The organism is Mongoliimonas terrestris (assembly GCF_001927285.1).
Taxonomy (GTDB): Bacteria; Pseudomonadota; Alphaproteobacteria; order Rhizobiales; family Pleomorphomonadaceae; genus Chthonobacter; species Chthonobacter terrestris.
Genome location: NZ_MSIG01000017.1, coordinates 1 through 15977 on the forward strand (window position 1 = coordinate 1; position 15977 = coordinate 15977).

The 15977-nt window shown below is 71.8% G+C and carries 17 protein-coding genes; 11 read left to right on the forward strand and 6 right to left on the reverse strand.

Annotated elements, in window-relative coordinates:
- Both BUQ68_RS19055 and BUQ68_RS19060 read right to left on the reverse strand, forming a co-directional pair.
- Positions 1 to 719: class I SAM-dependent RNA methyltransferase (locus BUQ68_RS19055; RefSeq protein ID WP_139315278.1), on the reverse strand; the 719-nt coding region annotated here is incomplete at its 3' end.
- A complete protein-coding gene (locus tag BUQ68_RS19060; RefSeq protein WP_075217613.1) occupies positions 706 to 1446 on the reverse strand; it encodes a TlyA family RNA methyltransferase in 741 nt (246 codons plus the stop codon). The genes BUQ68_RS19055 and BUQ68_RS19060, both read right to left, overlap by 14 nt.
- 118 nt (positions 1447 to 1564) lie before the next feature.
- Between BUQ68_RS19060 and BUQ68_RS19065 the strand changes: the two genes are divergently transcribed.
- Positions 1565 to 2662, forward strand: a complete 1098-nt coding sequence (locus BUQ68_RS19065) for a M48 family metallopeptidase (RefSeq protein WP_075217614.1) — start codon at positions 1565 to 1567, stop codon at positions 2660 to 2662.
- A gap of 130 nt (positions 2663 to 2792) precedes the next feature.
- Positions 2793 to 3704, forward strand: a complete 912-nt coding sequence (locus BUQ68_RS19070) for an MBL fold metallo-hydrolase (RefSeq protein WP_075217615.1) — start codon at positions 2793 to 2795, stop codon at positions 3702 to 3704.
- 22 nt (positions 3705 to 3726) lie between these two features.
- Here the strand turns inward: BUQ68_RS19070 and BUQ68_RS19075 are convergent, their stop codons facing one another.
- Both BUQ68_RS19075 and BUQ68_RS19080 read right to left on the reverse strand, forming a co-directional pair.
- Complete coding sequence (locus BUQ68_RS19075) at positions 3727 to 4488, reverse strand: DUF1499 domain-containing protein (RefSeq protein WP_075217616.1); 762 nt, start codon at positions 4486 to 4488, stop codon at positions 3727 to 3729.
- 25 nt (positions 4489 to 4513) lie between these two features.
- A complete protein-coding gene (locus BUQ68_RS19080) occupies positions 4514 to 5485 on the reverse strand; it encodes a DnaJ C-terminal domain-containing protein (protein WP_075217617.1) in 972 nt (323 codons plus the stop codon).
- Positions 5486 to 5732: 247 nt separating this feature from the next.
- Here BUQ68_RS19080 and pdxH point away from each other — a divergent pair, with 247 nt between their 5' ends.
- The 9 genes from pdxH to minE all read left to right on the forward strand — a co-directional run bounded on the left by pdxH (position 5733) and on the right by minE (position 13872).
- Positions 5733 to 6353, forward strand: a complete 621-nt coding sequence (gene pdxH / locus BUQ68_RS19085; protein WP_075217618.1) for a pyridoxamine 5'-phosphate oxidase — start codon at positions 5733 to 5735, stop codon at positions 6351 to 6353.
- Positions 6354 to 6376: 23 nt separating this feature from the next.
- Positions 6377 to 6625, forward strand: coding sequence for an exodeoxyribonuclease VII small subunit (locus BUQ68_RS19090; protein ID WP_075217619.1), 249 nt, complete (start codon positions 6377 to 6379; stop codon positions 6623 to 6625).
- 172 nt (positions 6626 to 6797) lie between these two features.
- Complete coding sequence (gene dxs / locus BUQ68_RS19095) at positions 6798 to 8714, forward strand: 1-deoxy-D-xylulose-5-phosphate synthase (protein ID WP_075217620.1); 1917 nt, start codon at positions 6798 to 6800, stop codon at positions 8712 to 8714.
- Positions 8715 to 8779: 65 nt separating this feature from the next.
- The gene (locus BUQ68_RS19100; protein WP_075217621.1) at positions 8780 to 9493 is read left to right on the forward strand and encodes a GNAT family N-acetyltransferase; all 714 of its coding nucleotides are present in this window, start codon (positions 8780 to 8782) and stop codon (positions 9491 to 9493) included.
- A 114-nt stretch (positions 9494 to 9607) separates the two neighbouring features.
- Complete coding sequence (locus BUQ68_RS19105) at positions 9608 to 9814, forward strand: hypothetical protein (RefSeq protein ID WP_075217622.1); 207 nt, start codon at positions 9608 to 9610, stop codon at positions 9812 to 9814.
- Positions 9815 to 9990: 176 nt separating this feature from the next.
- On the forward strand, positions 9991 to 11316 hold the full coding sequence (locus BUQ68_RS19110; RefSeq protein ID WP_075217623.1) for an MFS transporter: 1326 nt from the start codon (positions 9991 to 9993) through the stop codon (positions 11314 to 11316).
- Between the two features lie 622 nt (positions 11317 to 11938).
- On the forward strand, positions 11939 to 12679 hold the full coding sequence (gene minC, locus BUQ68_RS19115) for a septum site-determining protein MinC (protein WP_075217624.1): 741 nt from the start codon (positions 11939 to 11941) through the stop codon (positions 12677 to 12679).
- A 105-nt stretch (positions 12680 to 12784) separates the two neighbouring features.
- On the forward strand, positions 12785 to 13600 hold the full coding sequence (minD, locus tag BUQ68_RS19120) for a septum site-determining protein MinD (RefSeq protein ID WP_075217625.1): 816 nt from the start codon (positions 12785 to 12787) through the stop codon (positions 13598 to 13600).
- Positions 13597 to 13872: a cell division topological specificity factor MinE gene (gene minE / locus BUQ68_RS19125; RefSeq protein ID WP_075217626.1), complete on the forward strand. Its 276-nt coding sequence runs from the start codon at positions 13597 to 13599 to the stop codon at positions 13870 to 13872. The genes minD and minE overlap by 4 nt, the downstream gene beginning before the upstream one ends.
- Positions 13873 to 13939: 67 nt before the next feature.
- Here minE and BUQ68_RS19130 read toward each other — a convergent pair whose 3' ends face one another.
- Both BUQ68_RS19130 and BUQ68_RS23890 read right to left on the reverse strand, forming a co-directional pair.
- Entirely contained in the window at positions 13940 to 14656 is a 717-nt protein-coding gene (locus tag BUQ68_RS19130) for a hypothetical protein (protein ID WP_075217627.1), read from the reverse strand.
- Positions 14657 to 15226: 570 nt separating this feature from the next.
- Entirely contained in the window at positions 15227 to 15940 is a 714-nt protein-coding gene (locus tag BUQ68_RS23890; protein ID WP_175577862.1) for a hypothetical protein, read from the reverse strand.
- Between the last annotated feature and the right edge of the window lie 37 nt (positions 15941 to 15977).

Genomic DNA, 15977 nt, shown 5'->3' on the forward strand with positions numbered 1-15977 from the left:
GGCGGCGGCACCACGGCGATGCCGTCGATGCGCACCACCGGCGGCCGCCGCTCCACGATCACTTCGTTCCCGACCGAAAGGCGCGGCAGGTCGAAGCGCTCGGCCAGTTGGATCAGCGGCAGGCGCAGGCGCTCAAGGTCCTTGGCGGGCAGCTTGCCGACGGCGATGTCCGGCCCCGCGACGGACTCGGTCACCGTCAGGTCGATCGGCTGCTTGCGCGGCTGGATCAGGCTGACGAGCGCCTGCAGCGCCGGCTTGGCCTTCAGCAACGTCGGCGTCACCACGAAGCAGACGTCGATGTCCACCACGGCGTGGCTCGCCCGCTGGTGGAATCCCACCACCGCCTGCCTGCCGAGCAGGATCCCGGCGAAGGTGGCGCGGCGGCGGGCGTTCGGCGGCGAGGTGCGGGTCGGCTCCACCGGCGGCGTGAGGCCGCGGTCCGCGAGGGCGTCGACGACGAGCTGGCGCTTGAAGTCCGCGTAGGGCCCTGGCGCCAGATGCTGCACCAGGCAGCCGCCGCAGATCCCGAAGTGCGGGCAGGGCGGGTCGGCCCGGTCGGGCGAGCGGGTCAGGATCTCCACCTCGTCGGCCCGGTCGCCCGCAAGGGTCGCCCGCACCCGTTCGCCGGGCAGCGCGTAGGGCACGAACACCGCGCGGCCGTTCACGGTGGCGACGCCGTCGCCCCGGTGGCCGAGGCGGTCGATCTCAAGCTCGATCACGGGTCGCTCCGATCAGATATTCCAGGTTGCCGTCGCCCCCTTCGATGGGGGACGGAATGAGATCGTCGGCGGTCCAGCCCTCCTGGCTGGCGAGCCAGGCGGCGACGCGTTCCGCGCTCGCCCGGCCGACCGCCGGATCGACCAGCCCGCCCTTGCCGATCGCCGCCCGGCCCGCCTCGAACTGCGGCTTCACCAGGAACACCCCGAAGGCGCCGGGTGCGGCGAGCGCCAGCACCGGCGGCAGCACCAGCGTCAGCGAGATGAAGGACACGTCGCAAACGATCGCCTCGACCGGATGGTTCACGTCGCCCGCCGTCAGGTCGCGCGCGTTCAGCCCCTCCAGGCTCGTCACCCGCGGATCGGCGGAAATCCGCGGGTGAAGCTGCCCGTGGCCAACGTCGATGGCGGTCACGTGCGCCGCGCCCCGCTCCAGCAGCACCTGCGTGAAGCCGCCGGTCGAGGCGCCGAGGTCCACCGCGTGTCGGCCCGCCGGATCGAAGCCCGTGGCCTCAAGCCCCGCGATCAGCTTCAGCGCCGCGCGCGACACATAGCCCGCCGCCGGGTCCGCCACCTCAAGCGCCGCGTCCGGCGCCACCGCCTCGCCGGGCTTGGCCGCCGGACGGCCGTCCACGGTCACCGCGCCGCGCAGGATGGCGTCGCGGGCACGGGCGCGGGTCTCCATCAGGCCGCGGGAGACGAGAAGCTGGTCGAGGCGGGTCTTCGGCATGGGGCAGGGTTTGCGCGCCCGCGCCGCCGTTGGCAAGCCCTCCATGGCAAACGGGCGCCGGTGACAAACGCCTGCCCGGCGGCCATGATCGCCGCAACGGGGCGGCGGGGATTCGGGCATGTGGATCGAGGGACGGGCGCTCTACCGGGAAAGCCGCGCGGCGGCACCGAGGAGTGTCACGGTTTCGCTCGACCTCCGCGGCCTGACGATCCGCAGCCTCGCCGGCGACGACATCGCCCATTGGCCGTTCGCGACGCTCATCCGGCACGGCGGTGATCCGCTGGCGATCGGCCGGCGGAAGACCGACCCGCAGCCGGACGCCCGGGTCGAGATCGGCGATCCGGCCATCAAGGCCGCCTTCGAAGCCGCCCTCAAGGCCATCCCGCGGGCCGAGGAGGGCGCGGTCCCGCGCGCCTTCGTGTGGGCGAGCGCCCTCGTGCTCGCCAGCCTGGCGATCGCCGTGGCGGCGGTGCTCTGGGTCGTGTCGGTCGTCACCGAGCGGCTCGCCCCCATGGTGCCGAGCGAGGTGGCCGAGATCCTCGACGCCCAGGCGCGCGAGACCGTGCTCGGCGGCCTCGACACCGCCGAGGGCCTGCGCTGCACCGGTGTCGACGGCGGCATCGCCATCGGCCGGCTCGCCGACCGCCTCGCCATCGCGGGCGCCGCCCGGCCGATGACGCTGGACGTCTCGGTCTACCGGTCCGACGTGGCGAACGCGGTGGCGCTGCCCGGCGGCACGGTGATCGTCACCTCCGCCCTCATCCGCCGGGTGCGGACGCCGGACGCCTTCGCGGGGGTGCTCGCCCACGAGATCGCCCACGTGCACTTCCGGCACGGCCTTGCCCGCGTCCTCCACGAGGGCGGCCTGATGGTGGCGCTCGCGCTCATCACCGGCGACGGCGGCGGTGCCACCGCCGCGGTGGCGCGCCGCTTGGTCGGCGCCGCCTACTCGCGCGACGCGGAGCGGGAGGCGGACGCCTTCGCGGTCACCGCCGTGGCGGCGGCGGGCGGCGACCCGAAGGCGCTCGGCCCGTTCCTCATCGGCCTGGAGGGCCGCAACGGCCCGCCGTCCGGCCCGCTGAAGCTTCTGTCCACCCACCCGCTCTCCACCGAACGCCTTGCGGCCATCGAGGCGGCCGCCGCCGATGAGACGCTCGGCGACGGCCCGCTCGTCACCGACGCCGACTGGGCCGCCATCCTGCAGGTGTGCGGCTGAGGCCGATCGCCCCCGCTCGCGCGCCCATCGCCGCAACCGCGCGCCGGCCCTCGACAGCGGCCGGCCCGCACCGGCATGCTCCCGCCCGGACCTCGACCAGACACCCGGCGGGGATCGGAGGAAGACCGCCATGGCCGCACCGCTCGTCTTCGACCGCGCCTTCGATCCGGCCTACGGCACCGCCGTGGAGGTGGCGCCCGGCATCCGCCGGCTCACCGCCCGCAATGCCGGCGGCTACACCTTCCACGGCACCAACACCTTCCTCGTCGGCACCGACCGGCTGACGGTGATCGACCCCGGCCCCGACGACGACCGGCACATCGCCGACATCCTCTCGGCGGCCGGCGGCGCGCGGATCACCCACATCCTCGTCACCCACACCCACCGGGACCATTCCCCCGCCGCCCTGCCGCTCCAGCGCCGCACCGGCGCGGCGCTCCTCGGCGCGGCGGCGCACGCGACCGCCCGGCAGCCGCACGCGAGCGAGGTCGGCAGCCTGGACGCCTCGTCGGACTTCGACTACCGGCCGGACCTTGTGCTGGACGACGGCGCCGTCGCCGAGACGCCCGCCGGCCGCTTCCGCGCGCTTTCGACGCCCGGCCACACGGCCAACCACTTGGCCTTCGCCCTGGAAGGCTCCGGCCACCTCTTCTCCGGCGACCACGTGATGGGCTGGTCCACCTCCATCGTGGCGCCGCCGGACGGCGCCATGGCCGCCTACATGGCCTCGCTCGACCGCATCCAGGCTTCGGCGGAAACGCGCTACCTGCCCGGCCACGGCAACCCGGTCGACGACGGTCCGGCCTTCGTCGAAGGCCTTCGCGCCCACCGGCTCGCCCGCGAGGCGGCGGTGCTGTCGGCCGTCGCGGCGGGCGCCGGCACCATCCGGGCCATCGTGGAGGCCGTCTACCGCGACACCGACCCGAAGCTCTTTGCCGCGGCGGGCCTGTCGGTGTTCGCCCAACTGGAATGGCTGGTGGAAAAGGGCGCCGTCGCCACGGACGGTCCGCCCCGGCTCGACGGGCGCTACGCCGTCGCCTGAACCGCGCACCCCGCTGCCGGCCTCAATCCGCCGGACGGGTCAGGATCTCGTCGAGCGCCGCCAGGAAGCGCCGCACCCGGCGGGCGTTCTCGCCGAGGTCGTGCACCGGCATGCGGGAGGCGGAGCGCACGTCCACCCTGGCGCTGCCGGCGTCCGGCCACACCCGCACCGCCACGTCGTCCGGAATGCCGAGGGCGAGCGAGCGCGCCTCCGCCTCCAGGAAGCCCGCGTCGGTCTCGGTCACGGGCTCCTGCTCGGCGAGGATGGTCCAGCCCTCCTCGACGGCCGCCTGCCGGACGAGGTCGTAGGCCTCCACCGTGGAGAGCGGCAGGCGTCGGCCAACGAGGTCCGGATAGGCCTCCGCCTGCAGGCGCCCGGCCTCGGCGCCGGCGGTTCCGGGGGCGCGTCGGGTCGGGTCGCTGAGGAAGGGCGGCGGGTTGGCAAGGTCGGTGGAGACCTCCGTCAGCTCCGGATAGACGCCGACTGCGAGCGCCACGCCGGCAAACGGGGTCAGTGCCAGCGTCGCCGCCACGAAGGCGACAGCCGCGTGCCCGAAGCCGGGCGCGCCCTTCCGCCACACGTCCGTGAGGGCGACCGCCACGGCGACGAGCCCGGCGAGCGCCAGCACCAGCACCGCCACCAGGCAGCCGTAGAGCGTCGGCGTGTCGATCAGGTCGAACCGGCGCGCCACAACGGCTTCGGCCAGCACCACCAGCGCGAAGACGGAGAACTCCCGGGCGGTGCCGGCCATGCGGGCGGGCTTCGGCGGCAGCGGCTTCAGCATGCGGCGCCCCTCGACGATCGCACCCTCACATCCCGTCGCGCGGGTTGTAGGGCTTCAGTTCGCGCCAGCGCTGCATCAGCTGCTCCAGGCCGGCGTCCGGCCCGTCGGGCAGCACGATGCGCGGGGTGACGTAGAGGTCGCCGCGCCCGCCCGCCTTGTCCGGCAGGCCCTTGCCGCGCAGCCGGAGCGCCCGTGCGCCGTTGGAATTGGCCGGCAGGTTCATCTCCACCGCACCGTCCAGGGTCGGCACCCGCACGCGCCCGCCGAGCACCGCCTCGTCCAGACTCACCGGCAGGTCCATGCGGAGATTCGCGCCGTCCGGCCGGAACAGCGGATGCGGCTCGAAGGTCAGGATCACGATGGCGTCGCCCGGCGGGTCGCCGTCGCCGCCCTGGCCTTTCAGGCGCATCTGCGCGCCGGGCTCGAAGCCCACCGGCACCTTCACGTCGAGCGCCTTGCCGGACGGCAGGACGACGCGGACCTTGCCGCTCTCCACCATGTCCTCCAGCCGCACCCTTGCGGTCACCATCACGTCCGTGCCCTTGGCGCCGGCCGTGCGGCCGGCGGCCCCGGCGCCCCCGGCGAACTCGAACGGGTCCGGTCCGGCCCGCCGCCGCCCCCGCGCGCCCGCGCCCGCCGCGCCCCCGCCGGCGGCACCCGAGCGGGCGAACCCGGCGAAGGCGTCGCCGAAGATCTCGTTCAGGATGTCGTCGGTGGCGGGCGGGTCGGCGCCCGGCCGGGCGCCGCGGAAGCCTTTGAAGCCCTGGAAGCGCGGCTTGCCGTCGGGGCCGATCTCGCCCCGGTCGAACTGGCCGCGCTTTTCCGTGTCGCCCAGGATCTCGTAGGCGGCGTTGACCTCGTTGAACTTCTCCTTCAACGCCGGGTCGTTGGCGTTGGCGTCCGGATGGTACTGCTTGGCGAGCTTGCGGAAGGCCTTCTTGACGTCGCCCTCGGACGCGGTCTTCGGCACGCCCAAGACGGTGTAAGGGTCGCGCATGATGGTCGACACACCTCGTGGATGGGATGGAGGCGGAGCATCCCCCGACGCTCCTGGCTCTTGTTGTCATACAATGTGGTGGCGCGGAACGGGCCGATAAAGACCCTCGCCCCTCCGCACCCGCACGGATGCGACGCCCGCGCCGAATCGTCGGCGTCAGCATAAGCGCGAACCGTCGGGTGTTTCCACGCGCCGTCGCAGCGACTATATCACGGAGTTCCGGTTTGATCCCGTCGAAGGGCCACCCATGAGCCAGCAAGAAGCCGTTCCGGCCGCCGACTTCACTCTAGCGGACGAGCCTTACGCGCTGTTCCAGCGCTGGCTCGCCGAGGCGACCGAGACGGAGCCCAACGACCCGAACGCCATGGCGCTCGCCACCGTCGACGCGGACGGCCTGCCGAACGTGCGCATGGTGCTCCTGAAGGGCATGGATCCGGCCGGTTTCGTCTTCTACACAAACTTCGAGAGCGCCAAGGGCCGCGAGGTCCTGGCGAGCCGCAAGGCCGCGCTCCTCTTCCACTGGAAGTCCCGGCGCCGGCAGGTGCGGGTCCGCGGCCCGGTGGAGATCGTCACCGACGCGGAGGCGGACGAGTACTATGCGTCCCGGCCGCGCCAGAGCCGGCTCGGCGCCTGGGCGTCCAAGCAGTCGCGCCCGCTGGAGAGCCGCTTCGCCCTTGAGAAGGCGGTCGCCGAGGTGGCCGCCCGCCACTCCTTCGGCGAGATCCCCCGGCCGCCGCACTGGTCGGGCTTCCGGGTCAGGCCGGTCGCCATCGAGTTCTGGCAGGACGGCGCCTTCCGCCTGCACGACCGGGTCGTCTTCTCCCGCGGGGACGACGGCACCTGGGCCAAGGCCCGCCTCTATCCTTGAAACCCGACCGGAGGGCCCATGCCATGGCCGACACCGCGCCACCCGTCACCACGCTCACCTTCGAGCAGGCCCTCCGGGAGCTGGAAGGCATCGTCCAGCGTCTCGAGCAGGGGCAGGTGCCCCTGGAGGAGTCCATCTCCATCTACGAGCGCGGCGATGCGCTCCGCAATCACTGCGACACGCTGCTGAAGGCCGCCGAGGCCAAGGTGGAGAAGATCCGCGTCGGCGGCGACGGCCGGGCGGCCGGCACCGAGCCGCTCGACGTCACCTGATCGGCGCGCCGGCGGACGCTTGGTCGCGGCGCCGGCTCTTGATCGCAGCCCGGCGCGGTGGATCCTTAATCGCTCCCGACCGTTGCTCCTCGGCATCGCCCGATTTGCCCGCGACGCCTCGGACTGGTATCCCGCTCCTCATGTGAGCATCCCCGCCGGCAGGACACATCCTTTGACAAGGCCATCGACACCTCTCCTCGACACCGTCTCGTCGCCGGCCGATCTGAAGCGCATGTCGCCGTCCGCCCTGAGGCAGCTCGCCGACGAGGTGCGGGCCGAGATGATCGACGCGGTGTCGATCACCGGCGGCCACCTCGGCGCCGGTCTCGGCGTCGTGGAGCTGACCGTCGCCCTCCACGCCGTCTTCGACACGCCGGCCGACCGGCTGATCTGGGACGTCGGCCACCAGGCCTATCCGCATAAGATCCTCACCGGCCGGCGCGACCGTATCCGCACGCTCCGCCAGGGCGGCGGCCTCTCCGGCTTCACCCGCCGGGCCGAGAGCGAGTACGACCCCTTCGGCACCGCCCACTCCTCCACGTCCATCTCGGCCGCCCTCGGCATGGCTGTGGCGCGCGACCTCAAGGGCGCGCACAACCGCGTCGTGGCGGTGATCGGCGACGGCGCCATGTCGGCCGGCATGGCCTACGAGGCGATGAACAACGCCGGGCACCTGCGCTCGCGGCTCGTCGTCATCCTCAACGACAACGACATGTCGATCGCCCCGCCGACCGGCGCCATGAGCGCCTATCTGGCGCGGCTCGTCTCCGGGCGCACCTACCGGTCGCTGCGCGAGGCCATGAAGCAGCTTGCCGGCGCATTGCCGCGCCCGCTCCGGGAAAAGGCCAAGCTCGCCGAGGAATACGCCCGCGGCTTCCTTGCCGGCGGCACCCTCTTCGAGGAGCTCGGCTTCTACTATGTGGGGCCGATCGACGGCCACAACCTCGACCACCTGCTCCCAGTCCTGCGCAATGTCGCGGCCGCCGAGAAGGGCCCGATCCTCGTTCACGTGGTCACCCAGAAGGGGAAGGGCTACGCCCCGGCCGAGGCGGCGGCGGACAAGTACCACGGCGTCTCCAAGTTCGACGTGGTGACCGGCGCCCAGGTGAAGGCCAAGTCCAACGCGCCGAGCTACACCCGCGTCTTCGCCGAAAGCCTGGTCCAGGAGGCGCGCGCGGACGACCGGGTCGTCGCCATCACCGCCGCCATGCCGTCCGGCACCGGGCTCGACCTCTTCGGCGAGGCCTTCCCGAAGCGCATCTTCGACGTCGGCATCGCCGAGCAGCACGCCGTCACCTTCGCGGCCGGCCTTGCCTGCGAAGGCCTGAAGCCCTTCTGCGCCATCTACTCCACCTTTCTCCAGCGCGCCTATGACCAGGTGGTGCACGACGTCGCCCTCCAGGGCTTGGCCGTCCGCTTCCCCATCGACCGCGCCGGCCTTGTCGGCGCCGACGGTCCCACCCACGCGGGCTCGTTCGACGTCGCCTACCTCGGCTGCCTGCCCGGCATGGTGGTGATGGCCGCCGGCGACGAGGCTGAGCTGAAGCACATGGTGGCGACCGCCGCCGCCTACGACGCCGGCCCGATCGCCTTCCGCTATCCGCGCGGCGACGGCCTCGGCGTGGAGATGCCGGAGCGTGGCGAGGTTCTGGCGATCGGCCGCGGCCGCGTCGTCAAGGAAGGCACCAAGGTGGCGCTGCTCTCCTTCGGCGCCCGCCTCGGCGAGGCCCTGAAGGCGGCGGAGGAACTCGACAGCTTCGGCCTCTCCACCACCGTCGCCGACGCCCGCTTCGCCAAGCCGCTCGACCGCGACCTCGTCCGCCGGCTCGCCCGCGACCACGAGGTGCTGGTCACCGTGGAGGAGGGCTCCGTCGGCGGCTTCGGCTCCTACGTGCTCCAGGCGCTCGCCGAGGACGGCCTCCTCGACCGCGGCCTCAAGGTCCGGCCCATGGTCTTCCCGGACGTCTACCTCGACCACGACAAGCCCGAGGCCCTCTACGCCAAGGCGGGCCTGGACGCCCGCGGCATCGTGGCGACCGTGTTCCAGGCGCTCGGCCGCGAGCGTGTGGAAACCGCCGACCGGGCCTGACGGCCCGGCCTCCGGCCGCCTTCAGACCTGTTCCGCTCGTCCTACCCGGTGAGGTAGGATCGGCCATGAGCCACGATTCCTCCCCCTTCGGTGATCCCATCGGCCTGCCGCTTCCCGGCTGGACGCCCCGTCCCCGCCCGCCGCGCACCCCCATGCTCGGCCGCACCTGCGCCGTCGTCCCGCTCTCCGCCAAGGAGCACGGCGCCGACCTCTTCGCCGCCCAGGCGCTCGACGGCGAGGGGCGCATGTGGACCTACATGCCGAACGGCCCGTGGACATCCGAGGCCGACTACCTCGCTTGGGCCAGATCGGCGGAGGCGAGCGAGGACCCGCAGTTCTTCGCCGTGGTGGACGCCGACAGCGGCAAGCCGCTCGGCACCTGCAGCTATCTCAGGATCGATCCGGCGAACGGCGCCATCGAGGTCGGCTGGATCGCCTGGTCGCCCATCCTCCAGCAGACGCCGGCGGCCACCGAGGCCATGTATCTGATGATGGCGCGCGTCTTCGACGAACTCGGCTACCGCCGCTACGAGTGGAAGTGCAACGCCCTCAACGCCCCGTCCCGACGGGCCGCGGAGCGGCTCGGCTTCACCTACGAGGGCCTGTTCCGCCAGGCCGCCGTCGTCAAGGGCCGCAACCGCGACACCGCCTGGTACGCCATCCTCGACCACGAGTGGCCCCGCGCCAAGGCGGCGTTCCAGGCCTGGCTCGACCCGGACAACTTCGACGAGGACACGCTGCAGAAACGCTCGCTTGCGGAGATCCGGGCGGGTCTTTGAGGCGCTCGTCGGACGATCAGCTATTCCATTAGCACTATGTTTCGAGCTATCGCCTTCTGATGGACGGCGCGGGCCGCCGCGGGGCGGCCCGGCCTTCCTGCCAAGAGGCCAGTCATGAAAGTTCTCACCGGGTTCCTGATCGTCACCGCGTTCGCGGCCGAGGCCGCCTTCGCCGCGCCGCGCCTGCCGCCGCCGCCGCCGGAGCACACCGGCATCGTGCTCAACGGGTCGACCGTCTATGAGGCCCGCGACCGGGTCGGCGCGCGCAACACCCGCAACCTCCGCCCGGGCGCCCGCAACACCGACCGCGACCGGCCCTGACCGGCGCCGGCCGGCGGGGCTGCGGCCGTCCGACAGGTCCGCTCCGACATCCGGCGCGTGCCGATCCGACACGCGCCGCCCTCCGGCCGGGTGTCATCGGCCTGTGCCACAATTCAGTCTCCTTTAGGCCGGAAGGGGCATACTCCGGCTCGCCCCTCCTCTCGGACTGATTTGCTGTGGCCAAGACACTCGCGCCCGTCGCGTCGCTCCTTCTCGGCATCGCCTTCCTGCTGGCCGGCAACGGCCTCCTGACCACGCTCGCGCCGCTGCGCGCCGGCGTGGAGGGCTTCTCGGCGATCCAGATCGGCCTGATGGGGTCCGGCTATTACGCGGGCTTCGTCATCGGCTGCATCGCTGGTCCCTACCTGATCCTCCGCGCCGGCCACATCCGCGCCTTCACGGCCCTGGTGGCGGCGGTGTCGGCGGTGGTGCTGGTGCACCCGCTCATCATCGACCCGATCCTCTGGGTGGTCCTTCGCGGCGTCACGGGCTTTGCCCTCGCGGGCATCTATCTCATCGTGGAAAGCTGGCTCAACGACCGCGCGACCAACCAGAACCGCGGCTTCATCATGAGCGCCTACATCATCGTGAACTTCGTCACGATCACCGCCGGCCAGATGCTGGTGACCACGGCGCCGATCGAGGCCTTCACGCTGTTCGCCATCGCGTCCATCCTGGTCTCCATGGCGGTGGTGCCGGTGTCGATGACACGCTCCGCCCAGCCGGCGCCCATCGCCCTCGTCCAGTTCCGGCCGATGCACCTCTACCGCATCGCCCCGGTCGGCCTCATGGGCGCGCTCCTCATCGGCATGGCCAACGGCGCCTTCTGGTCGCTCGGCACCGTGTTCGCCACCGCGCGCGACATGTCGGTGGACGAGGCGGCGGTCTTCCTCTCCATCGCGGTCATCGGCGGCGCCGTCATGCAGTGGCCGGTCGGCCGCCTCTCCGATCTTGCCGATCGGCGCAAGGTGCTCGCCGGCGTGATGGCGGTCGCCGCCACCATCTGCCTCCTGATGGCGCTCCTGCCGCTTTCCACCACCGGCCTCATGGTCATGAGCCTTGCCTTCGGCATGAGCACGCTCACCGGCTATTCGGTGGCCGCCGCCCACGCCTACGACCGGGCGGACAAGTCGTCCTACGTGGAGATGGCGGCCGGCGTGCTCCTGGCCAACGGCGTCGGCTCCGTGTTCGGCCCGATCATCGCCGCCGCCCTGATGGACACCATCGGCCCACACATGCTGTTCGTCTTCATGGCGATGGTCCAGGCCACGCTGATCGCCTTCATCGGCCTGCGCCTCGTCGTCCGCAGCCCAATCTCCAGCGCGGACAAGGAGGCGTTCGACGTCTACTCCACCGCGCCGGTCGCCGGTCCGATCACGCCGAACCCGGTCTCCGACCTCGACCCGCAAATGCTCACCCCGTCCGGCCTCGTCGGCCCCGCCCAGGCACAGGCGCAGGCCGCCGCCAACAGCGATCGTCAGCGCCTCGGCGACGCCGCCTGAAGCGCCTCGGCCCCACCACCACAACCCGCGCCCACCCGCGCCGCCGCCCCACCCGGGCGGCGGCGTTGTCGTCGGCGCTAACGGCCCGGCGGCAGTCCGCCGAGCCGTCGAATCGACCCCGCCGAAGCCCGCGCGCAGGTCCACGTCGCCCTGAAGGTCCGAACGGCTCCGCCCGTCGATGGCGACCCACCGAACGGCCCGCGATCCGAAGCTGACCCGAGGCTGGATGCGTCACGCACCCGGCAAAATTTACCGGCCTTCAGATCCACGGAACAAGAATTGTTAAAGATATATGTATCAGAAGTGATCCATTTTGAGATAGAAGAACAGCCGTTACTCAGCCTGATGTTATGTATTAAATCAGCGGTCCTCAGCATAGAGCATCGAGGAAGCTGCCGAAGAAAGCCGTACAAGCTGGAAAACCGGCGGCTATGCACGCGTATTGGCTGTCCCGGTCGGCAATTCGGCTCGATCAAAGGCCGCGATATGCCGAATTAGCCATCGCCAGCCTGTGTGACCATCCTGCCGCAATGGACGCAGAAGGGTGAATAAACCCTTGAATTAACCCCTCGTTAACCATCGCATGGCCAAATCAAGGCCCCAGACGATTTCACGTGCAGCGATGGCCACGGTAACCAAAACCCGCAATTCGATCCGGTTTCGCGGCAGGTCTTTCCTGGCGCTGGTGCTCGCGCCCGAGCACCCCCTTCAGGAGTGGTTCGTCGAATTCGACGACCTGCTCCGCCGGTCGCCCAGCTTCTTCATCGGCCGGGCGGTCGTCCTCGACGTGACCATGCTGAACCTCGACAAGGCCACCCTTGCCGACCTGATCGCCAAGCTCTACGACCGCAAGGTGCGGGTGATGGGCGTCGAAGGTGCGAAGGCCTCCGCCCTCGGCCTCGGCATGCCGCCGGCCATGAGTGGCGGCCGCGTGGTGGACGTGCCGGAACCCGTGGACGAGACGCCCGAGGCGGTCGCCGCCGAGGCCGCCAAGCCGAAGTCCGCGCCGCCGCCGCAGCTGGTGCCCTCCACGGCGCCCTCCCTCGTCATCGACCACACGGTGCGCTCCGGCCAGTCCATCGTCTTCCCGGAAGGCGACGTGACGGTCATCGGCGCGGTGGCGTCCGGCGCGGAGATCGTCGCCGGCGGCTCGGTGCACGTCTACGGACCGCTCCGCGGCCGGGTGCTCGCCGGCACCACCGGCAACCCGGCGGCCCGCATCTTCTGCCACAAGCTCGAAGCCGAGCTCCTGTCCATCGACGGCCTCTACCAGACGGCCGACGAGATGGATGCGGCGCTCCTCGGGCGGCCGGCGCAAATCTGGCTCAAGGACGACGTCCTGAATTTCGCAGCGCTCGACTGAGCCTCCGGTCTCGCCGTCCTGGCTCGGGGGCGGACGGGGCTGGAGAGACTCCCTTCCGGATCGAGGGGAGGCCCGGGTCGACGGCTTAGCCGAGGAATGGAAGCGATGGCAAAAGTACTTGTGGTGACATCGGGCAAGGGCGGCGTGGGCAAGACCACCTCGACGGCGGCGCTCGGCGCGGCCCTGGCCCTCAGCGGGCAGACCGTCTGCGTGGTCGACTTCGATGTCGGCCTGCGCAATCTCGACCTCGTCATGGGCGCCGAGCGCCGGGTGGTGTTCGACCTCATAAACGTGGTGCAGGGCGACGCCAAGCTCAGTCAGGCTTTGATCCGCGACAAGCGGTGCGAGCACCTGTCGCTGCTCGCCGCCTCCCAGACCCGCGACAAGGACGCGCTCAGCTCCGAGGGCGTCGCCCGGGTCATCGAGGAGCTGCGCGAGAAGTTCGACTGGATCATCTGCGACAGCCCGGCCGGCATCGAGCGCGGCGCCACGCTCGCCATGCGGCACGCCGACATGGCCGTGGTGGTCACCAACCCGGAAGTGTCGTCGGTGCGCGACAGCGACCGCATCATCGGCCTTCTCGACAGCAAGACCATGCGCGCCGAGCGCGGCGAGCGCATGGACAAGTTCCTGCTTCTCACCCGCTACGACCCCGCCCGGGCCGAGCGCGGCGAGATGCTGAAGGTGGACGACGTCTTGGAGATCCTCTCCATCCCGCTCCTCGGCATCGTGCCGGAGAGCCAGGCCGTGCTGAGCGCCTCCAACCTCGGCTCGCCCGTCACCATCGCCAACCCGGACAGCGCCCCGGCGCGCGCCTATCTCGACGCGGCGCTCCGCCTCATGGGCATCGATGTCCCGATCACGGTTCCCACCGACAAGCGCAGCCTGTTCGGTGCCCTGTTCGGCCGGAGGGTCGCATGAATCTTCTGAACATGTTTGCCCGTCGCACCTCCGCGCCGCAGGCGCGGGAGCGGCTGCAGATCCTGCTCTCCCACGAGCGGGCGTCCACGGGCGGCCAGCCCGACCTCCTGGCCAAGCTCCGGGAGGAGATCCTCGAGGTGATCTCCCGCCACGTCACCGTCGACCAGGACAAGGTCATGGTGAAGCTGGACCGCGGCGACGCGGTATCCATGCTGGAGGTGGACATCGAGATCCCGAACCGGTCGGAACTGCGCAAGGTCGCGGCCGGCTGACAATGCGACGGGTCGGTGGCGGGGCCGTCACCGGCCCGCCGCCGGCCGACCCGCATCTCGACGCTCCTCAACGCTCCTCTCCGGCCCGACCCCGCCGGCCGAACCAGGCATCCGCCGTTTCGGCCGGATCGATCGTTCGCGCGAATCCGCTCGCCGCGTCCACCACCTGGGCCGAGAGCACCCCGTCCCGGTGTTCCAGCCGGGCGTCGAACAGCGCGCCCCGATAGACGAGCGCGAACGCCCCGAGCCGCGACCGGCCGGACGCGTCCCGCTCCACGAGAGCGCCTTCCACCAGAAAAAGCCGCGCGATCTCCTCGATCGCCGCCGCGGCGAACGCCCTGTCGATCGCAAGCAACCCCTCCGCCGTCTGGCGCCGGGTGCCCGCGACCGCCATCCCCGTTCCGTCGTCGTCCAGCACCGCCTCGGCCCATCGCACGCGCCCCATCATGGCGACGAGCGGCTGCACGTGGCAGGCGAACGCCACCGCCACCGCCTCCAGCCCGGTCCGAAAGGTCGGCGTCACCGAGACCCCCGGCACCGCCGCGCCCGAAACGCCCGCCGTCCGCGCCGCCGGAACCATCCGGTCCGGCCCCGCGCGGCGGCTCTCGCCCGCTCGCCTCACACGCGCCTCACCGACGAGCGCGTTCCAGGTGTGCGGCGCGAGCGTCGGCGCGCCGCCGGGGGAGGGCGCGGCGGCGGACCCGGACCGCACGCCGATCGGGGCGATGCGCGGCGGCGTCAACGTGGCGAGGAGCGTCTGAAAGGACGGCGGGGAGAGCGTCACGGGACCGGTTTCCGGCGGCGGCCCCCGTGCGCATCGCGAGGGCTGCCCGACGGCGTGCGGCCGAAGGCGTCATGCCCAGGTCGGCACCGAGACGCCCAAAGGCGCCCGATGTCCCATCAGTGTGGACCCGCCACGGTAAACGAAATCTTTCGTCGGACATGAAATCCGGCGATGACGACCACCCTCGTCCGATCATCTCAAACCCGACGGCTGGCGGACGAGCGCCTGACGGACCAGCGTCCGACCGGCTAGCGCCCGACCGGCTAGCGCCCGACCGGCTAACGCCTGCCTGACGAGCGCCTGCCTGACGAGCGCCCGACGGACCAGCGCCCGACGGACCAGCGCCTGACGGACCAGCGCCTGACGGACCAGCGCCCGACCGGCTAGCGCCTGCCTGACGAGCGCCTGCCTGACGAGCGCCCGACGGACGAGCGCCCCACGGACGAGCGCCCGACGGCCTCGACCGGCCGACGCCCGCCCGGGCCGGCCTTCGCCCGCCACGTCTCCGGCAGGTCGAACCCTTGTGAGCCTCGCATGACCCGGCGGTCCCAGGCACCGCCGAAACCCCGCTCAGGGCAATAGCCGCTCCCGGTCGGCGATCCTCAGCGCCTGGGCGATGCTGATCGGCTGGGCCGGTCCGGCGCCTTCCGCGATGGTCGCCTTCATCATGCCGTCGTAGAGGTTCGCCGTGTTGGCGATCTCCGCCTCGAAGCCGCGCCGTCGGATGTAGAGCCGAAACACCCCGAGCCGCGGCCGCTCGCCGATGAACTCGACGAGATCGCCGTCCACGTCGAAGACCGCCCGCGCCCGATCCACCAGCTCGGCGATCCGCCGCACGTGCGCCGCCTGCGGACCGGACGCCAGGTGCGCCGGCAGCCATCCCCGGCCGTCCGACCCGCCGGCATCCTCGCCCTCCGCCCCGTCCAGGTCCGCTCCGCCGTCCGCGTCGTCCCCGTCCGCGATGTCCCGGTCTCCGATCCCTCCGGCCCCATCCTCGGCCCCCGCATCCCCGTCCTCGTCTTCGACGTCGTCCCCGGGGTGGTTCACCATCCCCAGGGGGAGGGGGATCGCATCCAGGCTGTCGAGCAGCGGCAGGAGATGCTCCCGCCAGGCATCCGCCACCGCAAGGGTCGCGGCGAGCAGCGCCGGGCTCAGCGTCTCGGCGGGGCGCGCGGCGACCGGCGTCCGCCCCTCGGGCGTCCCGTCCGCCCCCCGCTCGCCGTCCTCGCCCGGCACCATCGATGTGCCGTGCAGCGCGGTGTCCGGGATCGGCAGGAAGCTCAACAGGGTCTTGGTGAAATCGATCGACGACGGGCCGCCC

Coding starts and splice junctions, on each gene's coding strand:
- minE (WP_075217626.1), top strand. CDS start 13,597: ATGAATCTTCTGAACATGTTTGCCCGTCGCACCTCCGCGCCGCAGGCG.
- BUQ68_RS19070 (WP_075217615.1), top strand. CDS start 2,793: ATGGCCGCACCGCTCGTCTTCGACCGCGCCTTCGATCCGGCCTACGGC.
- BUQ68_RS19090 (WP_075217619.1), top strand. CDS start 6,377: ATGGCCGACACCGCGCCACCCGTCACCACGCTCACCTTCGAGCAGGCC.
- BUQ68_RS19065 (WP_075217614.1), top strand. CDS start 1,565: ATGTGGATCGAGGGACGGGCGCTCTACCGGGAAAGCCGCGCGGCGGCA.
- BUQ68_RS19105 (WP_075217622.1), top strand. CDS start 9,608: ATGAAAGTTCTCACCGGGTTCCTGATCGTCACCGCGTTCGCGGCCGAG.
- BUQ68_RS19080 (WP_075217617.1), bottom strand. CDS start 5,485: ATGCGCGACCCTTACACCGTCTTGGGCGTGCCGAAGACCGCGTCCGAG.
- BUQ68_RS19075 (WP_075217616.1), bottom strand. CDS start 4,488: ATGCTGAAGCCGCTGCCGCCGAAGCCCGCCCGCATGGCCGGCACCGCC.
- pdxH (WP_075217618.1), top strand. CDS start 5,733: ATGAGCCAGCAAGAAGCCGTTCCGGCCGCCGACTTCACTCTAGCGGAC.
- minC (WP_075217624.1), top strand. CDS start 11,939: ATGGCCACGGTAACCAAAACCCGCAATTCGATCCGGTTTCGCGGCAGG.
- BUQ68_RS19060 (WP_075217613.1), bottom strand. CDS start 1,446: ATGCCGAAGACCCGCCTCGACCAGCTTCTCGTCTCCCGCGGCCTGATG.
- minD (WP_075217625.1), top strand. CDS start 12,785: ATGGCAAAAGTACTTGTGGTGACATCGGGCAAGGGCGGCGTGGGCAAG.
- BUQ68_RS19100 (WP_075217621.1), top strand. CDS start 8,780: ATGAGCCACGATTCCTCCCCCTTCGGTGATCCCATCGGCCTGCCGCTT.